Here is an 18,609-nt window from a genome sequence, read left to right as displayed (position 1 = left end):
AATTTTTACTCCTTCAGCTCCGAATTCTTCAACTTGATCCTCAAACTCAAGCATATTCCAGACAGGACTGTATATATTGGAATACATATCCTTTGCCAGATTAACAATCCTTCAAATCCCATATATGGCCCATTTTCATATGAATGTATAAGTAAACAAGGTACACCCAATTTAATTGCCAAGTATTTCTCTTTTACACCTGCAAGTATCAGGTCAGGTTTATATTCTTCATTTATCTCTTCAAATTCCAATGAATTGGGATCATCCATAATAAGGGTTCCATCATTAACCCTGCTCTTCATCTTCTCGAAACCGTCTTTGTGTTCAAACTGGGATGCAACTGCAACTGTTTCCATTCCAAGCTCATCTTCAAGGGGTTTGGATAGGTGATAACTTTTTGGTCCTCCTGAAAATATAAAAACCCGTTTTCCTTGAAGTTTGCTCTTGTAAAATTCCAGTTCTGGTCCCACTATTTTCATACGATCTTCAATTACCTTTTCGGCCTCTTTTTCAAGACCAAAGTACTTACCAATTGTTCTGAGGTTTTCTGCACAGTATTTTGTACTGAAGAAGTCAACTTTAATATATGGAACACCGTATTTTTCTTCAATTAAGTCTGCGATATATGTTGCAGATCTTTGACATCTTACGAGACTTAATTTAGCTCGGTGCATCCAACATATCTCATCATGACAACAGTCTCCTGTGAATTTACTCAGAAGATTTATTCCCATCTCATCCAAATATTCTTTAATAACCCACAAGTCACCATCAATGTTATATTCTCCAATTAGGTTCACATCATAGGGCGTGGTTTTTATCGGTTCTTTGGTACCAACCAGATTATTAAAAAGGGTTAAATTTCCAACATGATGCCCCTTGGACTGGCTAGGTCCGCAAAATCCGGGAGCATTAAATGCAACAACTTTAGTTCCTAGTTCTTCTGTTAATTCTTTAGCTACTGCATCCATATCATCCCCAATTAATCCAGTAGTACATGTTGAATATGCGTAAATTGCATTGGCTTCTGGAAATTCTTTGTGGGCTTCAATAATGGATTGTCTAAGTTTTTTCATTCCACCAAACACTACATCAGATTCCTGGAGATCAGTGCCCAGAATATACTTCAGGTTGAAGTTATCTATTGGAAACTTTTCACCGTTAGGAAGATCAGGAGAGGTAGGGTATCTCTTTGTTCCATATCCATAACTTGTACATCCAATTGGAGAGTGCACAACATGAATTACGTCCTTTATTGCTCCAGTAATAACTCCTTTTACACCTGCAAATGCACATCCTCGCTCTGACATGGACCCCTGGTATGGTCTTTGTGTTACAATTTGGTATTTGATCCTCAGGGTCAGAGCAGTGCTTTACATATACATGCTTTTCCCTTTCAGGAATTTCTTTATCTACTTCTAAAAGCTTGTAAGGCATTTTTACTCTCCTAATAAATTAATTAACTTTTTTTATTTTCTAATAATGTATTTCTGACTTTTTTTCAAATATTGATCAATTTTTAATTTTAAAATTTATTTTAACAAACTATAAGTCGTCTAATGTAATCAGGAAATTGCTTCATCTCCATTTTCCATTGTTCGAACCCTTAAAGCTTCTTCTACCGGACATACAAACACCTTACCGTCCCCTATCTGCCCTGTGTGGTTTACCTTCAATATGGCCTCCACAACCAGTGAAACATCCTCATCAGGTACAACAAGCGACAACATCCTCTTTGGAATGTAATGCATCGAACCTTCCATATCTAAAAGTTCTGGTTCATTTATTTCAATACTAATTTCATTCAGGATTGCCCTTTGTTTACCTCTCCCCATGACCCTGATTGCATTCATTGCAGGGAATCCAAGAGAATCCAAAACTTCTTTTGTTTTTGTTACTTTTTTAGGGCGTATAATGGCCATTATTTCCTTCATAAATACCTTCTCCTTAAACTTGTTAAATTTCTTGTTTTAAGGAACTATAATGTACTGCTCCTAGTTCTAACAGTGTAAGTTTCTTCAACAGGACTAACAAAAATCTTTCCATCTCCAAAATTTCCTGTAAAGGATGATTCTGCAATTATTTCAATAATTTTTTTTGTTACATCATCTTCGGCAACAAGCAGAAGCATAGTTTTGGGTATCTCATCATAGTAGATGTTTTCAAGTTGGATACCCTTCTGTTTACCTCTCCCTATAACATCCATCTTGGTCAGAGCCATGTATCCTGCATTATCTAACGCATCAACCACTTCTTCAACCTTCTCAGGCCTTACAATTGCTCTTATCATTTTCATAAATCCACTTCCATTTTAGATTAGTCCATTAGACCATATTTTAGAACTAAATCTTCTAATTCATCCATTGTCATTGGTTTAGGTATAACAAAGTTTTTATTATTGATTATTTTATCTGCCAGTTCTTTGTATTCATTGGCTTGGTTGCATTCAGGATCAAATTCAATAACAGATCTTTTGTTGAATTCTGCTTTCTGCACAATGTTGTCTCTTGGAACAAAATGGATCATATGGGTGCCTAGTTTGTCACAGAAATCTTTAAGCAATTGGAGTTCCCCATCCACATTTCTACTGTTACATATTATTCCTCCGAGACGCACACCACTTTGTTCAGCGTATTTAACCATACCTTTACAGAGGTTATTCGCTGCATAAAGTGCCATCATCTCCCCTGATGCAACAACATAAATTTCTTCTGCCTTACCATCCCGTATTGGCATTGCAAATCCTCCACATACAACATCACCTAGTACATCGAAGAATACAAAGTCTAAATTTTCATCATAAACGCCTTGCATTTCCATTAACGTGATTGCAGTAATGACACCTCGGCCTGCACATCCAACTCCTGGTTCTGGTCCGCCAGATTCCACACATTTAATTCCTTCAAATCCCTCTTCAATAATTGCTTCTGGAGTACATGCTTCTTCACCTAAATCACGAAGGGTATCCATCATGGTGGTTTGCATTTTTCCCCTTAAAATCAGCCTTGTGCTGTCTGCCTTTGGATCGCATCCATGGATCATGACATTTTGATCGTGGAAATATGCCATTGCTGCAGCTGTGTTTTGTTGGGTTGTGGACTTTCCAATTCCACCTTTTCCGTATATTGCTATTTTTCTTACCATTCAAACCCCTCTTCAAGTTTTTTTTTAAGATGTCATATCTTCAACCGGAATAAGGAAACCTACTTCCGACATCATGAAATAGGATTTTATGATATATAAATATTTGGAATAAAAACGGAATCATATATAAAAATCAGCAATATTTCAAATATTATCCTAATAATTGTGAGTTCAATAGAATATATTATGAATTTAAATATAAATAACTGAACATACTGCCAAAAATGATTTAAAATCAATATACAAATCTGTATATATGAAATCAAAATGCGTTAAAAAAGTGATAATTTTCATTCTTAACTAAACAGATTGACTAAAAATTATTATATAAACATCAAAACAAACATTATTCAACAATTAGGGACTTCAGGAGTTTTTCCATGATTAGTAACAGGATTTTAATTGTTGAAAACAATACAATAAGCGCTAATGAAATTCGAGTTGCTCTCGAATCCTTGGGTATGAAGATATTAGAGTAGTTACTTTAGTAAAGAAGTTTTAAAAGAATTAAATCTATTTAAGCCATACATAGTTCTAATTTCTATTAATGATGATAAAATAAATGAAATAGAAACTGCTACAGATTTAAAGAGTTAAAATATGCTAAAAGACTCTAAAATGCAAACAAAAAATTTATTAATCTAATTTAATTTATATGATCTACAATTTTTCACAATCAAAGCAATACTCAACATCCCTATTAGTCTTGAAGACTTTACCACATCCTTTGCAAACTACCTTTTTTAAAGAACATTTTTTATCTACTATTTCCAATGAACATGAACATTTCCATCCCATTTTACCTTTTAACTTCTGTTCAAATGCTTTATCTTCATCCAATTTTTTGTTCATCATATATCACCACATGATTTGAATTTATCTTTTAATTAAGATTCATTATCAGCATATTTACTTAATTGACAGATTTTCTCTTTGATGGCAAAAATATACTCGTAATGAATCCTAAAAGTAGTATAAGAGCCAAAATGTTGAAAGTGTGTTTCATTGCAGAACTAATAGTGGAGTCCACAATCTGATTTGCTAATGGAACCATATTAGGCGGAATATTCAAAGTAGTAGTCTGCATTTTTTCAACATAAGCTACTAAACTACTATCTATTTGTTCTGAACTCATATTTGCTGCTATTCCTGATGATTCTATTGACGTCGAAAGGCCACCAAAAATTCCTAACAACAACAGGACACCAATTAATGCGGTTCCAACAGAATAGCCTAAATTTTTAAAGGCATTAAATAATCCTGATGCATCAGTTTCTTGATCACTCCTAGCTGCTGACATTGTTAGATTAGTTAGCTGGGAAAGTAAAAATCCTATTCCCACTCCAAATACAATAGTACCAGGTACGATATCGATTGCTTGTGTGTATAAGTTGAACGTTCCTCCCAGAATTATTGAACCCAATGCTGAAACAATGAATCCAATCATTAAGATGTATTTAGAACCTAAAACAGATGAAAGTCTCGCTCCAAGTAGAGAGAAAATTAAAATAGTTATCGATGCTGGTAAAAGTACAAGTCCAGTGGTGAATGCATCTGCCTTTGTTACTTGTTGTAAAAATACCGGAATGATAAAAAGAAATCCTGCTAAGGGTATTTGTTGTATTATTGAGTTAATATTACCCAATCCAAATACACGGTTTTTAAGTAGTCTTATATCAGATAAAGGCTCTAAGCCTTTATTAATTCTTCTTCTCTGGGATAATAAAAATATTAAGAATAGTATAGAACCAGAACCTATTAACAACAAAACATATGACCAGTTCTGAGGTTTTGTGAGTAATAGAATACCCAAAACAATTAAAATAAGGGATGTTATTGAAAGTAATGCACCTAATTTATCTAAATCTTTCCATTTCAAAGTCGGTTTAGATTCTGTTAAGTAGTTTCTAAATAGAAATATAATTACAATGAAAACAAGTTCGGAACCAAAAACAAGTCTCCAAGTAAGGTATGTAGTAAAAATTCCCCCTATTATAGGGCCAATTGCAGCACCCATCGCAGCAATACCTCCCCAAATTCCAAATGCAGTGACCTTATCTTTACCCTCGTAACTAGCACCAACTAATGTTGTTGTTGCAGGTAAAATTAGTGCAGCTCCAATACCTTCAAGAATAGCCCATCCAATCATTAACATGATTGCATTTACACTTAAAGTCGCTATAATAGTACCAATCGCATATATAACCAATCCTATTAGAAATGTCTTTTTTCTACCAAGAATATCCTGAATTTTACTGCCTAATAACATAAAAGACGCAATAATTAATGCATACAATGCTATAATAGCCTGGATAGTTGATAGAGTAGTATTTAATTCTACAATTAATGTAGTAATGGCCACATTCATTGCAGATGAATCTAAAACAATAATAAAAATTGCCATACAGGCAATTATTACAACACCCCATTTATACTGATTTTTATCCATAATATCCCTTTGTTATGCCCCAGTTAAACTAAATAATTCATAAATTATATTCTTAGAACTATTTTAAATGCCTGCTAAATATGATTAAGGTTTTATTTGGTTTTAAATTTCAGATTCTAAGTGTAGAATTCCTTAAGAAGTTTTAATACAGTTTCTTTATCTTTCTCCTATTTAATTTTCTAAATCTAAATTTATTGGGATGGAAGTTAAATATATACTTTAAAATTAGTTTTTTGATTTATTTAACTTTTCCAATTTAATTTGAATTAAGTTATAGATAATTAAATAGCAAATAAACTTATTGCATTTTTTATCATAATTTTTCTCTATCTGAATTATCATTACTGTTGAACAATTATTATTCCACTCAAGTTGGGATGTAACTTGTCATAGTAATTGTAAGTTCCAGCTTTTGTAAAGTTTAAACTGAAACTTTGACCATTTTTGAGAACTCCACTGTCAAATGCATAATTTGAAGTATTGCTTACTATCTCATGCTCGATTGCAAAGTCTCGATTTATCCAAGTTATATTATTTCCCACTTTGATTGTTTAGTTGTTCCAGGTCAGTGTTTCATGTGTAATGATGATTATATTGCTTGGAGTTTCTGTTCCTTCATCACCACTTCGATCAGATGCGCTGGGTCCGTAAATATATGCGACGCTGAATATTAAAACAATAACCACCAAAGAAATAACAACATACAACTGATTTCTTGAATCCATACTAATTATTATGTCACTATTTTTTTAAATATTTATCTGAAATTGAAAATCAATACCAAAACAGTATAATATTTGGAATGTAGATGACAAATATTAAAATAGAAATATTCTGAACTATGCAGTTTTAGAAATTTATTCCAAAATTATTTAATCTAAAATAAAAAAAAATATCTTTTGACGCCATATTGTAAATTTACTACATTAATCCTAGATTATTCTTACAAAATGTATAATTGAAAAGTTTAACATAAAAAAGTTAACTACTTTAAGTTTTAAATTAAAGTTATTCTGTTAATAATATTTTAATTTAATTTTCTAATATAATAATCCAATGTTTAAAGTGATAAAATGAGGGAAATACTTCAAAAACTTTTAGATGGAGAGATATCAGCTGAAACAGCTGAAAAAATGCTCAAAACCATGCATATTATGGAGATAGAAGATTTTGCAAAGATGGATATGTGTCGTGAAGTTAGAACTGGAGTCCCGGAAGCTGTATTTGCAGAAGGAAAGGAAAATGATGAGATCGTAAAAATTGTCATGAAATGTGCTGATAATGACAGTATAATGGTAACAAGACTTCAGAATGACAGATACCAATCCATAAAAGAAGATTTGAGTCCACTTATTGATAGGGGATTTAAAATAAATTATAATAAAAAGGCAAGGATATTAGTTGTAAAAGAACATGACCCGAAAAAGATAGGTAAGATAGGTATAATTACCGCAGGTACATCAGACATACCAGTTGCTGAAGAAGCCAGAATAGTTGCAGAAGAAGCAGGTTGTGATGTTTTAAGATCTTATGATGTGGGTGTGGCAGGTATACACAGACTTTTCTCTCAAGTTAGGATAATGTTGGAAGAAGAGGTGGAAGTACTCATAGTTGTAGCGGGAATGGAAGGTGCTTTACCTTCGGTGGTAGCGGGTCTTGTGGATATGCCGATTATTGGTGTTCCCTCCTCAGTAGGTTATGGGGTTGGTGAAGGTGGATTCACAGCACTTTATGCAATGCTACAATCTTGTGCACCAGGTATTGCTGTGGTTAATATTGACAATGGTTTTGGAGCTGCTGTATTTGCTTCAACAATTATTAAATCACGAATTAAAAGAAAAATCTAAATAATTATGGATAATGAGTTTTCATAAAATTATTCTGATCTAACAATTTATTTAATTTCTTTAATTTTCATCCTGAACTTGTTGTAAATGAAAAGTCGACGAGCGATCATTGCACCTAATGTAAGCATCAACAACATAGAACTCAAAACATTAAGATCTATATATCCTGAATTAATTAATATATTGTCACCATAAAACTTGAGAGCTATTACCAAAATCCAAAGTAGTACCGCAACAAAGGACCCCTTCAGAAACATTGACCCATCCTTTTCTACCTTTACATCAAAGAAATTACCAAGAGTAATTCCAATTAGTACTCCAGTAATGAAACTTGCAATGATAAGTATAAAATTCAATAAACTTGTGAAAATAACATTTTGAACAATAAATATTGTTATGAACAACATAAATGCAGGGAGGATCATCAATCCCAATGGTCTTCTTATCCTTCTTTGGCGAAGTTGTAATATTACCAATATTATGATAATAACAAGGAAGGACTGACTATTGAACATGTTGATATCTGGATATATGACAACCAAAATTTTACCCCACTAAAAAAAAATAGGAATTAATGAAAAACAAATTTTTCAGTCCTTACCACTTATAAGGGATCCAATTGCGCCACCTATACCTACAACAAATCCACTGCTTATGAAAACAGCTATTACAAGGAATATTCCTGTAAGTGCAGTAGCAGCAAATCCTGTAAGTCCTGCTGTTATTGTTCCACCTATTATCAGAATTATTGAAATCACTATGGCTCCAAATGCTCCGGCAACTAATCCATTACCAAATCCTCGAAGTATTCCGCCGCCAACCATTAACCCAACAACAATTCCCGCCAAAAACAATCCAATGTTAATACCAACAAACCCTAAAAAGTAACCAAACAAGTTTGAAAGTACAACTGCCAATATAAATCCAACAAATGCTGCTACCCAGTTAACCAAATAATCACCCCTAATTGATTAATAACTTTTGTATAACTTAATATGTTACTCTAAATATATAAACACTTCTTTAAAGCTAAAAAAGTTAATCAACATCTTCAACATACATAAGAGGATATTTTAGTTCAGAAATGTACTTCAATCTTATAACTGCACTTCTATCAGAGAAATTTGACTCAACTTTCACATCAAGCATTTCACCTGTCAAAGAAATATAATCGTATTCATTTTCGATTTTTTTTAATATGTCCCTATTAATTTCTATTTCAACCTTATTTATACATGGTTGAAGCTCCATTGCAGTTTTAATCGATTTTTCTAAGGATTCCGCACTTTTTATATTTATGGGAGTACCAATAAACTGATGGAATAAAGCACCCATGGTTATAGCTCCCTCAAAAATTGCTCTTTCTCTATTTGATATGTTGTTAAAATATTTTTCGTTCACATCCATTCTAAACACCTATAAGGTTGTTAGCCCATGATAACTTAGATTCAATTGCATCTGGAGGAATTGGATACATATATGCAATTACAAGGAATACGGTAATTGTTATTGTTGCTAAAAATATTATGTACTGTTCTTCTTTAATAGGATAAATGAAACTCAGTAACATCCCTCCTGTAAAAAAACCTAATATGATTATTAGGGCATATGGAGGATCATTGTTTGATTTTTTATTAGTCATCTGTATAGGATATGTATTAACCTGTTTAGCCATAATCATCAATCTTTCCTTTGATGATCCAAGTGGATAACATGTTACCAGGAAGAGAGTATTCCCCTGTTCAATTGATAATCTGTAGGAAGCTGGAACTATGGTTGAATTAACAACCTCATATTCGACATTACCAATTCCGGGCCATTGAACCGTTATGTTGTCTCCAGGTTGTAGTTTGTCAAGGTTTAAAAAAGGAGAACCATGGAATGTACGATGTCCAAAAAGTGCAACGGTTCCAAAACCAGGTTTTGCAGATTTTGGATCGTGATAAATACCATAATCAACTGATTTATTGTTTATAGCTTGATCAACACCAATTTTTGGTATCTCTATATAAGGGGTGTCTGTATTATTTACAGCAAGCTGGTTGGCAGATGCATAGTAACTCACTTCTATTAAGCCATATAGTGAGATGATTAACATTCCAAGTAAAACAAAAAACGTTGAAAGTTTCATAGTTCTTTGATTATTAAAAACTTCCAACTAATAAATTTATCGTACATATCTAGCAAAAGCAATTCCCGCTGCTATCACAATACCACCAACAACGAAAAGGCCATAAGGAACCCCTGTATTTTTTGTGGGTATAGATGTTGGTGTTTTAGGGTCACCAGAACTTCCTTCCGAATTTATTCTAGTTGAAGCAGATTGTCTGTTGACAGGAGTTACGCTCGATCCAGTGGGATAACTGTAAGTGTAGGAATATGATTTTGTTTGACCCGGGAACAATGTAACATCCCATCCTGCTGTTTGAGCAGTTGGATTTTCTGTGTCGATAAAATCAACTGTAGGATTGCTAGCTGTAAGAACTGAATTAATAGGAACTATTGGTGCCCTTATAAGACCTTCTACTCTAGGGCCTGTTGAATCCAAGTTTTTGAGGAAGAAGAAAAAGTGTCCACTCCATGAAACAACTTGAAGATTTGGATTCAAGTATTCAATTTCATTGGGAAGGAAATATGTAGCTGTTGATCCTGGATCATTTATTATTGGCCAGAAGGTATTACTTGTATCACCTCGACGAATAAAAAATGGTGTAGGTGGATTGGATTCTACAAGAGTAAATGATACTTCTCTGGTCTGTCCTGAATCTATTTCCCATCCTAAATCACCGCCAGGGTTGATAAAGTTAACCATTTTAATTGCAGGAGGACTGGTTGAAATAACATTCCAGTCAATAGCTGAAGAATCTGTGCCTGTTACTGTAACTGTACCGTCGCCAGTATACTGTTGGCTTATTTTAAAAAATTCCGCATGATCATTATTATTTTTTATAGTAACACGTATCTGAGCTTCAAGGAAAGTGAATTGTAAATTTGATCCTGCTTCCTGAAGATGAGCTACTTGATCTGTAGCTGCATCAGAGGTGGTTGAAAATACTGTAAAAATCATAAATAGAAAAATAATAGCTACGCTTATTTTATTGAAATTATTGAAATCCATTGTTTAACCCCCGACTAGCCGGCTTAACCATTGAATAATTCCCCTGATTTAGAATTACCAAGGAATATCTGCAGCTTTTTTCCCCGTATTTAGCTGCAGATTGAAAACTTGGCATTAGATTTTTTTTATCCAGTTCCATATATTTGATGAAGTTCTGTTATCATCCATTCAGGTGCCCTTTGGGTTGGAACAGTAAGAACTACACTGCCTGAGTTTTGTATTAACCACAGTGCATTTTCTCTAGGAACCTCCAATAATATTAGGTACTGAGCATCGAGTTCTCCAAGATTTGAGACCCTTTCAAAATCAGATAATCTCCATCCATAAGCATTTAAAAGGGTATTTATCTGAGCTTCGTTCCAGTTTCTAGATGCACCTGCTCTTAACAGCTGTTCAACATCTCCTTGAGCGGATTGACCAGTTGAAGTACTAAGACCTGCACCATTTACTTGGAACTGGGTAGTGTGTGTAAAGTTCGCGGTGTTAGGGCTGTAAATACCACTAGTAGTATTTCTCAAAATCGCGAGTACTGTTGCACCACTAATTTTAGGTGAATTATCTGTTGGAGCAGCGGTCTGTGTTGTAGTATTGTTTCCGGTGGTTACAGGGGCAACATTTTGATAAACATCAACTGCATCGCCAACATTTATAAGACCTCCAGCTGCCTGGGTTCTTACTATAACTATTGGAACTGCCACAGTATCTGGTGTTACTATATCCATATTGGCAAGCACACTTGCATCTGCTTCATTAACTATTTTTTGTGCATCTGCAACTTTTACAATTAAATTTTTCACATCACTCGCACTTGTAGTTGGAGTGGTTGAGTTCGTATCATTGCTAGCTGTACCTGTAGGTTGAGTAGAATAACTTATCATTACTCGTCCATATGGATCCTTCTTTAGATTTATCTGTTGATTCTGATATTCTCTCCAAGCACTGGTTGCTGGACCAATAACATCTACTGCAAGTACCTGATCAGGTGTTTCACCTGTATCAATATCTGCCAAGATCAGATTCTTTCGTGGATCAGCAGCTAATGCCCCTTTAAAGTAAGAATTTACTTCATTGATTTTAGCCATCTTCGCACTGTTCAAAGTGTCTTGATAAGGTGCGAAAACTAGGAAATAATATCCTGCGCCCACAAGTATAATCAGTATAATTCCAAAAACAGCTGCACCAACAAGTGTTCTTTGATCATCTTCTGGAAGTTGCTTTCCAAATCCTCCACCCAATCCTGCAAATCCTCCAGGCTTCTTTTTCTCAGGAGGCCTTAACCTTGGTTTATCCATAGGTTGTGGTTTTGGTTTAGGCATAGGCTTTGAAATTTTCTTATCAGAAGAGCCTTTTTTATTTTCATTATCTGCTTTAGGCTTACCTTCATCCTTTGGTTTGCCAGAAACTTTGCCCACCATATCTTTGAGGCGTCCACCAATATCCGAACTATCGGAATCAGATTTTTTTCCATTCTTTCGGAGATCTGGTGTATCGTTTTTATCTTTATCTTTTTTTCCTAGTATCTTATCTAACATTTGGACCACTTCTGCGAAGCTTGGCGTATAAATCCATAATCGGTATTATTATTACATATGTTAATGAGGCAATGAATAAAAGCTTTGCGGGAAGATTTGTAATTATTGTTGAAATGTTTTGTGGCAAAAGTGTTAAAAATATCAATACACTACCTGCTAATAGTATTTTGATCCCCCTAAATTTTGGATAAGTAATTGTACTCACCATTAACACAGATACCACAACCATTATTACTAATGCTATGTCTGCTCTAAAAATACCGGAAAGATAAAACGATCCTAAGATCAGGGCTGTTGATGGAATTGGTAAGCCAACAAATTTATCATCCGAAGCCTCACTTGAATCTGTAATTACATTGAACCTTGCGAGTCTTAAAATCCCACATAATAGTATTAGGAGTGCTACTACTATATTAATGTATGGTATACTAAACGATGCGCAAGCTGAATACAAAAGCATTCCCGGTGCAACACCAAAAGAAATCACATCAGATAATGAGTCAATATTTTCTCCAAATCCAAACTCATCAACTCTTTTAGTTTTTCTTGCAACCCAACCATCAAGTGAATCAAAGATAACAGCAACAAGGATAAACTGGGCAGCAAGTGCAAGATAACCGTTTAAAACCATTATTATTGATAAAAATCCAAAAGAAGCGTTTCCAAGAGAAACTATATCTGCGTAAGACATATAATGCTTTATATTCATTTTAAAAAACCTCTTTCAGACCAGTTTAGTTTATATTTAATTTATTCAACTAATTCGGCCATTATAGTCTCTCCTGCTGTGGGCTTTTCACCCTCAAAAACCATTACTTTAAATTTATCGTAAGGGATTATTAAATTAACCCGGGATCCAAATCTTATCATTCCCAGCCTATCACCTATCTTAACACTGTCCCCAACATTAACATATTGAACTATTCTCCTAGCAACAAAACCTGCTATCTGAATAACTCCTATTTTTCCATACTCTGAATCAATCACTATTAAATTTTTTTCATTTTCAGTATGTACATCTCCCATAGCAATTTTGAATTTACCAGGATAATATTTGGTTTTCAAAATCTTTCCTGTGACAGGAGCCCTTTGTACATGAACATCAAACGGTGACATGAAAGTACTTATGAGAATTCCTTTTTCATCATCCTTTAATATATGTTCCATTACAGGGTCATCTTTTTTAGTTACTACCTTTAAACAATCAATTTTCCCCTTCAATATCTTACCATCTGCAGGTGCTACAACAACTCCATCATCTGTTGGAATATTCCGTTTAGGATCTCTAAAAAACTGCATAAAAAATGCTATTGCAGAAAATATTATGAAACTGAGTAAGAAATACCCTAACAGGAAAGGTAGAACTGCTATGGTTAATAATATTCCTATTTTTTTTAATGTCACTCCTTTAACAAACACAACTACTTCCCCTTTATAAACAATAACTTTTAAAAATTTTATAATCTAAAATCTGTATTATCTGACCAGAAATATGAAATAATGTAATCCTATTAAATTTACTACCCTATTAATATATTGAGTCCAATAATTCTTGAGTAGATGAGTAATTAAGATTTATAAATTCAACATCTGATGACATAGAATTAATTACGTTATATCTATTATAATCTAAAACTTTATATAATTCAATTAAAAATTATTAAATTCTAATGTTGAAAAATATATTATTATTATTTAATATCACAAAACAATTATTAATTCTTAAAATCCATGTTAACAGTTAAAAATATTTTAATAATGAAGTTACTACACCATAAGTTAAATATCGAAATTACTGCTTTATCCATTCAGAGTTAACCGATTATTATAGGATAATACATTATTATTTGAAAAATTTAATAAAGTTATAATTAGGTTAAATTGTATAGTTATATAAAGCTCTGATGCAAAACACATGATGTATATTGTATGAATTTAGGTGTGGCGAAAATAATAGATAAATTATTAATTTGAAAAATTTTATTAAATTTAAAATTATTTAATGAACATTTCCACAAAGGCGTGGTAAAAATGATAGAAAATAAGATAAAAACCTTGAGACAAGCTGCAAAAGTTTCCACCATGCAAGAATCAGATGAAATATGGTGCGTAATAGCCGGAAACGAAGAGATGGTTAATAATATTGCCTACGCAGCAATTACCGACAAGGAAAGGGTTAAAATCCTTTGCAGAGAACATATAACCAGCAAAGAATCATTTGTAACCAAAAAATTTGATTTCATTTTGTTACATGGAGACATCAACAAAGTCAGAGACTTGAGTTTAATGTGCAAAGATAATGGGGGGGCTTACCTTAAAATTGCACCATATTATGTGTTGAATGAGCCAAATTTAATTTTAACTGTAGGGCCTGAAAATTCCATTAAAAAGTTCATGGGAGATTGTGAAAAGGCAAGGTTAAAAGTTAATTTTCTTATAGAGGATAAAACAACTGGTTTCATTGAAACAGATGTTTATATAACCAACAAGTTACCTGAATTTATAAGAACCACTATTGACCCACTATTTAAAATGGCAGATGTTGCATTATCCACAATTCTAATATCCGCTGAAGAAGAAACTATACCAAAAATAAAGGAAATTGCAAAAGTTAACAAGATATTTGTAATAGAATTCAATAAGATTTTAAAGGAGGAATGAAATGTTCGATTTTCTAAAGAAGAATGATGAGGTAGATGTTAAGAAAAAGGCTTTGACTGACACGTTAGGGATAGATTTAGGAACCCTTAACACAGTAGTTGCTAAGCCATCAGGAGATAAATTCGACTTATACAAAATTCCATCTGTGGTTGCAGTGAAAAAGGAAGATTCATCATATGTTCTAGCTGTTGGTGAAGAAGCAAAATCAATGCTCGGAAGAACTCCTGAAGATATTATTGCTGTAAGACCCCTCAGAAAGGGAGTTATAGAAAGTATAGCTCAAGCAGAAGCATTACTGGTTTATGCTATGGATAAGGGTTCAGGTGAAAATACAGATAACATTGACAGAATTGTTATAGGTATTCCTGGAGATGCATCTGAAGTAGAAAAAAGAGCAGTTGAAGAGATAGGAATAAAAGCTGGAGCAAGTTATGTACTAGTTATCAGTGAGGGATTATCTGCTGCCATTGGAGCCGGTCTTCCTATAGCAGAAGCTGCAGGTACAATGGTAATAGATATTGGTGCAGGTTCAAGTGATATAGTTGTAATATCCTTAGGTGGAATCACCGACATTGAAACCATACGAAATGGTGGAGATGATATAGATAAAAACATTGTTGAAAAAGTCAAAGAGATTTACAACGTAGAAATAGGAATACATGAAGCGGAAAATGCTAAAATAGCCGTAGGAATGGTACATTCCGATGCAGATGTTGAAAATATCACAACCAATGCAATTGGAAAATCCATGGAAACCAACAAGCCAAAAAAGGTGGAAATAGACTCCAAATTAGTGGCTGATGCTGCAGAACCAATAGTTAAAAGACTTATTGAGGCACTTTCGCTGGTTCTTGAAAGGATGTCACCAGAACTCATATCTGGAGTATACAACAAAACTGTAGTTGTTGGTGGAACATCACAGCTCAGAGGATTAAAAGAAAGAATATATGAAGAAGTTGGAATTCCGGTAGAAATATCAGACGATCCAATGACTGTTGTGGCAAAGGGAGCTGCAATAGTAGCTGCAGAACCAAGGGCACTCGAACCCGAAGTTCGTTTAAAAGCGATGAAATAAATTCTCTTCTTTTTTTAAACCATTTTTTATTTTTCTAAAAATTAATATCCTAATTTAATTGCCAATAAATTGTAATTATTAACTATTTAATATATGCAAAATTTAATATATGCAAAATAATTAAGGATTAAACAAACAACTATACTTTTTAAGGGGTTAATAGTACATGAAATTAGTTGGCATAGACGAAGCAGGTAGGGGATCTGTGTTGGGTCCGCTTGTTGTATGTGGAGTTGCAATATTAGAAGAAAGATTAAAATATTTGGATAGACTTAAATTACGGGATTCGAAAAAAATTTCTCCAAAGAGAAGAGTTGTTCTCTCAAGGAAAATAAGAAAAATAGCAGAGTGTCACCCTGTACATATAAGTGCAACAGACATAGATCTGCTAAGATCAAAGGATATTAACCTCAATGAAATAGAAAAAATTGCAATGAGAAAAATAATTGGAGATTCCAATCCAGATGTATCCTATATTGATTGTATAGATGTTAAACCTGAAAGATTTAAAAATGAAATAGAAAAATTCCAGAACAATCTCAAGGTTGTTGCAGAACATGGGGCTGACGATAAATATGCTATTGTATCTGCAGCATCAATTGTTGCCAAAGTTGAAAGGGACATGGAAATTAACAAGATCAAAAAGGAATTCAAAGATATTGGATCGGGTTATCCCAGTGATCCAAAAACCATCTCATTTTTAAAAAACACACCATACAATGATCTACCAGACTTTGTTAGAAGATCCTGGGCAACTGTTGAAAGAATGAAGTAACGAGGATAAAATGATATACGAATTTTTTACAAGTTCTTTTGGAACCATAATGGAAATGTTCAGAAGTGGAGGAATAATTACCTATTTAATAACCATAATTGGAATTTATGGTGTTATATTATCTTCTGAAAAGATTTACAAAATGCGCAAAATATCCAAGATTAGTCTTCCACAGATCATTGGAACAGTGAATGAAGCGATGGACAGAGGTGGTTCCCTTGAAGCTTTACGCTCAATAGGAAAATACCAGAATCCCATATCAAAAATCATATCTGAAGCATTGAAAATAGGCTATCGAAACAATGTTGAGGTTGAAGATGCAATGGAAAGGGTATTCATTGTTGAAATGGGAAGAATGACCAAAGGACTCAATACTTTGAAAACCATAATAGAAATCGCCCCACTTTTGGGTTTGATTGGAACAGTTATAGGTATTTGGTACACATTCAAGGCCATGGGAGTGGGTGGAAACCCTTCAATGATGGCCGAAGGGATTTACATCGCATTAATAACTACAATCGCAGGACTTACAGTAGCAATAATCATTTTACCATTATATTCATATATAAACAGTAAGATAGAAGAAGAAATAGATAAGATAGACATAGCCAAGAAGATGACAAATTGGAGAACTGCAGAAATGAAGATTAAGGTTGATTCTAATGTAGATAAATCTGTTGAAGCCCTTAAAGAATCTAACGGAGTTGTAGAGGTAAAGAAGATCCTTGATTCTGATGCAAACATATGGATATCTATACATCCAAATATGCTTGATAAAAACATAAGCAGCATTGTTAGGGAAAAGGGCAATACAAATGCAGAGATAATTGAAAGTAAATTACGCCAATGAAAAAGTAAATATTACTACCACTAAATTAAAGATTAAAAAATAAATTATAATAATTTTAGGAGTAAATAAATGGCACTTGACACAAGCAAATACAGAAATAAGTTACAAGAAAACAATCCAAGGGTCAATTTAGTTCCACTCATAGATGTTATATTCACAATTCTAATATTTTTAATGGTTACAAGTAGTTTTCAGGCTGCTGCTGATACCAGTTCATCCTCAGGTAAACCTGAAATAAACCAGACTGCTGGACCTTCGGATTATTATCTTATACCTGTAGCTGGTCTTAAATTAGTAACTGTTAATGGAATTGACATGTCTAAGGACATAAAAAATGGTGCAATAGCCGTCCACACAAGGGTAATAGATGAGGGCGAGATAATTATAAAGGCAAAAGAAGGTGCGATTGTGATAACTGCCCCATCTGATATGTTACCAGATCAAGCAGTGAATATACCACAACAATAAATTTCATGTTATTATATACTCTCTAAATAGATAAATATATAAAATGTATAAGAGGTGAATGAAATGTATCTAGGAAGAATATTAGCAGTAGGAAGTACAGAATCTGGAAAATTCGTTGCATACAGAGTATCCAGTAGATCTTTTCCAAATAGAATAGCAAAATCATTTGAAGACAGAGTTTCAATTGTTCCCACAGAGGGAAATGAAAAAGATGTGTTTAAAAATCCATATATAGCATATAATTCCATAAAAATTGTCGATGACATAGCAGTTGTTTCAAATGGTTCCCATACAGATGTGATAGCAGATAAAATAGCTTCAGGAATGAATATTAGAGATTCAATAGCATTATCTTTACTTTCTATGGATTATGAAAAGGATGATTTTAAAACTCCACGTATTGCTGGTGCAACAACACTACAAGGAGATTCTTTTATAGGAATTGTTACCCATGAAGATTTAATAGTTCAAAAGGTTGAAACAGGGAAATGTGCATACATATCAACATACGAACACACAAAACCACAAATAGTGGATTTTAATGCCAATAATGCCCAAGAAGCAGCTAAATTTATAATGGATCAAGGCAAATTTAGAGAGTTCACCAACCCTGTGACATCGGCAGCAGCCTTTGGAAAGAATGAATGGGAAATAAGTTCCATATAATAGCTTCATTAAGAAAAGGTGCAT

General features: G+C 33.5%; 23 protein-coding genes. 7 read left to right on the top strand and 16 right to left on the bottom strand.

What is annotated here, in order from left to right; translation table 11 throughout:
- Nucleotides 1-5: 5 nt before the first annotated feature.
- The 8 genes from DL91_RS00450 to DL91_RS13220 all read right to left on the bottom strand — a co-directional run bounded on the left by DL91_RS00450 (nucleotide 6) and on the right by DL91_RS13220 (nucleotide 6,318).
- A complete protein-coding gene (locus tag DL91_RS00450) occupies nucleotides 6-1,310 on the bottom strand; it encodes a nitrogenase subunit alpha (RefSeq protein ID WP_231551336.1) in 1,305 nt (434 codons plus the stop codon).
- Nucleotides 1,311-1,565: 255 nt separating this feature from the next.
- Entirely contained in the window at nucleotides 1,566-1,934 is a 369-nt protein-coding gene (locus DL91_RS00445) for a P-II family nitrogen regulator (protein ID WP_048189765.1), read from the bottom strand.
- Between the two features lie 44 nt (nucleotides 1,935-1,978).
- The gene (locus DL91_RS00440; RefSeq protein WP_048189764.1) at nucleotides 1,979-2,296 is read right to left on the bottom strand and encodes a P-II family nitrogen regulator; all 318 of its coding nucleotides are present in this window, start codon (nucleotides 2,294-2,296) and stop codon (nucleotides 1,979-1,981) included.
- Nucleotides 2,297-2,316: 20 nt separating this feature from the next.
- Nucleotides 2,317-3,144 carry a nitrogenase iron protein gene (gene nifH, locus DL91_RS00435; protein WP_048189763.1) on the bottom strand — a complete coding sequence of 276 codons (828 nt, stop codon included), beginning with the start codon at nucleotides 3,142-3,144 and terminating at the stop codon, nucleotides 2,317-2,319.
- A gap of 660 nt (nucleotides 3,145-3,804) precedes the next feature.
- Nucleotides 3,805-3,996: a hypothetical protein gene (locus DL91_RS00430; RefSeq protein WP_048189762.1), complete on the bottom strand. Its 192-nt coding sequence runs from the start codon at nucleotides 3,994-3,996 to the stop codon at nucleotides 3,805-3,807.
- Between the two features lie 61 nt (nucleotides 3,997-4,057).
- Entirely contained in the window at nucleotides 4,058-5,593 is a 1,536-nt protein-coding gene (locus DL91_RS00425; protein WP_048189761.1) for an MFS transporter, read from the bottom strand.
- Between the two features lie 341 nt (nucleotides 5,594-5,934).
- Complete coding sequence (locus tag DL91_RS13225; RefSeq protein ID WP_156095866.1) at nucleotides 5,935-6,135, bottom strand: hypothetical protein; 201 nt, start codon at nucleotides 6,133-6,135, stop codon at nucleotides 5,935-5,937.
- Nucleotides 6,136-6,144: 9 nt separating this feature from the next.
- Nucleotides 6,145-6,318, bottom strand: coding sequence for a hypothetical protein (locus tag DL91_RS13220; protein ID WP_156095864.1), 174 nt, complete (start codon nucleotides 6,316-6,318; stop codon nucleotides 6,145-6,147).
- Between the two features lie 348 nt (nucleotides 6,319-6,666).
- Between DL91_RS13220 and larB the strand changes: the two genes are divergently transcribed.
- Nucleotides 6,667-7,440, top strand: coding sequence for a nickel pincer cofactor biosynthesis protein LarB (gene larB, locus DL91_RS00420; RefSeq protein WP_048189760.1), 774 nt, complete (start codon nucleotides 6,667-6,669; stop codon nucleotides 7,438-7,440).
- Between the two features lie 47 nt (nucleotides 7,441-7,487).
- On the opposite strand, the gene DL91_RS00415 is transcribed toward larB, so the two are convergent.
- The 8 genes from DL91_RS00415 to DL91_RS00380 all read right to left on the bottom strand — a co-directional run bounded on the left by DL91_RS00415 (nucleotide 7,488) and on the right by DL91_RS00380 (nucleotide 13,509).
- Complete coding sequence (locus DL91_RS00415; protein ID WP_231551335.1) at nucleotides 7,488-7,982, bottom strand: CcdC protein domain-containing protein; 495 nt, start codon at nucleotides 7,980-7,982, stop codon at nucleotides 7,488-7,490.
- A 48-nt stretch (nucleotides 7,983-8,030) separates the two neighbouring features.
- The gene (locus DL91_RS00410) at nucleotides 8,031-8,393 is read right to left on the bottom strand and encodes a DUF5518 domain-containing protein (RefSeq protein WP_048189758.1); all 363 of its coding nucleotides are present in this window, start codon (nucleotides 8,391-8,393) and stop codon (nucleotides 8,031-8,033) included.
- Between the two features lie 85 nt (nucleotides 8,394-8,478).
- Entirely contained in the window at nucleotides 8,479-8,847 is a 369-nt protein-coding gene (locus tag DL91_RS00405; RefSeq protein WP_048189757.1) for a dihydroneopterin aldolase family protein, read from the bottom strand.
- 1 nt (nucleotide 8,848) lies between these two features.
- Nucleotides 8,849-9,598, bottom strand: a complete 750-nt coding sequence (locus tag DL91_RS00400; RefSeq protein WP_231551334.1) for a class E sortase — start codon at nucleotides 9,596-9,598, stop codon at nucleotides 8,849-8,851.
- A gap of 9 nt (nucleotides 9,599-9,607) precedes the next feature.
- On the bottom strand, nucleotides 9,608-10,558 hold the full coding sequence (locus DL91_RS00395; RefSeq protein ID WP_048189755.1) for a hypothetical protein: 951 nt from the start codon (nucleotides 10,556-10,558) through the stop codon (nucleotides 9,608-9,610).
- A gap of 125 nt (nucleotides 10,559-10,683) precedes the next feature.
- Entirely contained in the window at nucleotides 10,684-12,090 is a 1,407-nt protein-coding gene (locus DL91_RS00390; protein ID WP_048189754.1) for a DUF515 domain-containing protein, read from the bottom strand.
- Nucleotides 12,080-12,799, bottom strand: a complete 720-nt coding sequence (locus tag DL91_RS00385; RefSeq protein ID WP_048189753.1) for an archaetidylserine synthase — start codon at nucleotides 12,797-12,799, stop codon at nucleotides 12,080-12,082. The genes DL91_RS00390 and DL91_RS00385 overlap by 11 nt, the downstream gene beginning before the upstream one ends.
- A gap of 41 nt (nucleotides 12,800-12,840) precedes the next feature.
- Nucleotides 12,841-13,509: a phosphatidylserine decarboxylase gene (locus DL91_RS00380; RefSeq protein ID WP_048189752.1), complete on the bottom strand. Its 669-nt coding sequence runs from the start codon at nucleotides 13,507-13,509 to the stop codon at nucleotides 12,841-12,843.
- Between the two features lie 612 nt (nucleotides 13,510-14,121).
- On the opposite strand from DL91_RS00380, the gene DL91_RS00375 reads away from it, so the two are divergent.
- The 6 genes from DL91_RS00375 to DL91_RS00350 all read left to right on the top strand — a co-directional run bounded on the left by DL91_RS00375 (nucleotide 14,122) and on the right by DL91_RS00350 (nucleotide 18,585).
- Nucleotides 14,122-14,751 carry a hypothetical protein gene (locus DL91_RS00375; RefSeq protein ID WP_048189751.1) on the top strand — a complete coding sequence of 210 codons (630 nt, stop codon included), beginning with the start codon at nucleotides 14,122-14,124 and terminating at the stop codon, nucleotides 14,749-14,751.
- Between the two features lies 1 nt (nucleotide 14,752).
- Nucleotides 14,753-15,826, top strand: coding sequence for a rod shape-determining protein (locus DL91_RS00370; protein WP_048189750.1), 1,074 nt, complete (start codon nucleotides 14,753-14,755; stop codon nucleotides 15,824-15,826).
- A 166-nt stretch (nucleotides 15,827-15,992) separates the two neighbouring features.
- Nucleotides 15,993-16,601, top strand: coding sequence for a ribonuclease HII (rnhB, locus tag DL91_RS00365; protein ID WP_048189749.1), 609 nt, complete (start codon nucleotides 15,993-15,995; stop codon nucleotides 16,599-16,601).
- A gap of 10 nt (nucleotides 16,602-16,611) precedes the next feature.
- The gene (locus DL91_RS00360; protein ID WP_048189748.1) at nucleotides 16,612-17,451 is read left to right on the top strand and encodes a MotA/TolQ/ExbB proton channel family protein; all 840 of its coding nucleotides are present in this window, start codon (nucleotides 16,612-16,614) and stop codon (nucleotides 17,449-17,451) included.
- Nucleotides 17,452-17,520: 69 nt separating this feature from the next.
- Nucleotides 17,521-17,919, top strand: coding sequence for a biopolymer transporter ExbD (locus DL91_RS00355; protein ID WP_048189747.1), 399 nt, complete (start codon nucleotides 17,521-17,523; stop codon nucleotides 17,917-17,919).
- Nucleotides 17,920-17,982: 63 nt separating this feature from the next.
- On the top strand, nucleotides 17,983-18,585 hold the full coding sequence (locus tag DL91_RS00350) for an IMP cyclohydrolase (RefSeq protein WP_048189746.1): 603 nt from the start codon (nucleotides 17,983-17,985) through the stop codon (nucleotides 18,583-18,585).
- The last annotated feature ends 24 nt before the right edge of the window (nucleotides 18,586-18,609 follow it).

This window comes from Methanobacterium sp. SMA-27 (assembly GCF_000744455.1).
Taxonomy (GTDB): Archaea; Methanobacteriota; Methanobacteria; order Methanobacteriales; family Methanobacteriaceae; genus Methanobacterium_B.
Note: the sequence above shows the minus strand (reverse complement) of the source record. Positions and strands in the feature narration are given on the sequence as shown.

Bases quoted from the DNA above. Each gene is read 5' to 3' on its own strand.
- DL91_RS00425 (WP_048189761.1), bottom strand. From the start codon at position 5,593: ATGGATAAAAATCAGTATAAATGGGGTGTTGTAATAATTGCCTGTATG.
- DL91_RS13220 (WP_156095864.1), bottom strand. From the start codon at position 6,318: ATGGATTCAAGAAATCAGTTGTATGTTGTTATTTCTTTGGTGGTTATT.
- DL91_RS00440 (WP_048189764.1), bottom strand. From the start codon at position 2,296: ATGAAAATGATAAGAGCAATTGTAAGGCCTGAGAAGGTTGAAGAAGTG.
- DL91_RS00370 (WP_048189750.1), top strand. From the start codon at position 14,753: ATGTTCGATTTTCTAAAGAAGAATGATGAGGTAGATGTTAAGAAAAAG.
- nifH (WP_048189763.1), bottom strand. From the start codon at position 3,144: ATGGTAAGAAAAATAGCAATATACGGAAAAGGTGGAATTGGAAAGTCC.
- rnhB (WP_048189749.1), top strand. From the start codon at position 15,993: ATGAAATTAGTTGGCATAGACGAAGCAGGTAGGGGATCTGTGTTGGGT.
- DL91_RS00375 (WP_048189751.1), top strand. From the start codon at position 14,122: ATGATAGAAAATAAGATAAAAACCTTGAGACAAGCTGCAAAAGTTTCC.
- DL91_RS00450 (WP_231551336.1), bottom strand. From the start codon at position 1,310: ATGTCAGAGCGAGGATGTGCATTTGCAGGTGTAAAAGGAGTTATTACT.
- DL91_RS00430 (WP_048189762.1), bottom strand. From the start codon at position 3,996: ATGAACAAAAAATTGGATGAAGATAAAGCATTTGAACAGAAGTTAAAA.
- DL91_RS00445 (WP_048189765.1), bottom strand. From the start codon at position 1,934: ATGAAGGAAATAATGGCCATTATACGCCCTAAAAAAGTAACAAAAACA.
- DL91_RS00395 (WP_048189755.1), bottom strand. From the start codon at position 10,558: ATGGATTTCAATAATTTCAATAAAATAAGCGTAGCTATTATTTTTCTA.
- larB (WP_048189760.1), top strand. From the start codon at position 6,667: ATGAGGGAAATACTTCAAAAACTTTTAGATGGAGAGATATCAGCTGAA.
- DL91_RS00350 (WP_048189746.1), top strand. From the start codon at position 17,983: ATGTATCTAGGAAGAATATTAGCAGTAGGAAGTACAGAATCTGGAAAA.
- DL91_RS00360 (WP_048189748.1), top strand. From the start codon at position 16,612: ATGATATACGAATTTTTTACAAGTTCTTTTGGAACCATAATGGAAATG.
- DL91_RS00405 (WP_048189757.1), bottom strand. From the start codon at position 8,847: ATGGATGTGAACGAAAAATATTTTAACAACATATCAAATAGAGAAAGA.
- DL91_RS00355 (WP_048189747.1), top strand. From the start codon at position 17,521: ATGGCACTTGACACAAGCAAATACAGAAATAAGTTACAAGAAAACAAT.
- DL91_RS00390 (WP_048189754.1), bottom strand. From the start codon at position 12,090: ATGTTAGATAAGATACTAGGAAAAAAAGATAAAGATAAAAACGATACA.
- DL91_RS00385 (WP_048189753.1), bottom strand. From the start codon at position 12,799: ATGAATATAAAGCATTATATGTCTTACGCAGATATAGTTTCTCTTGGA.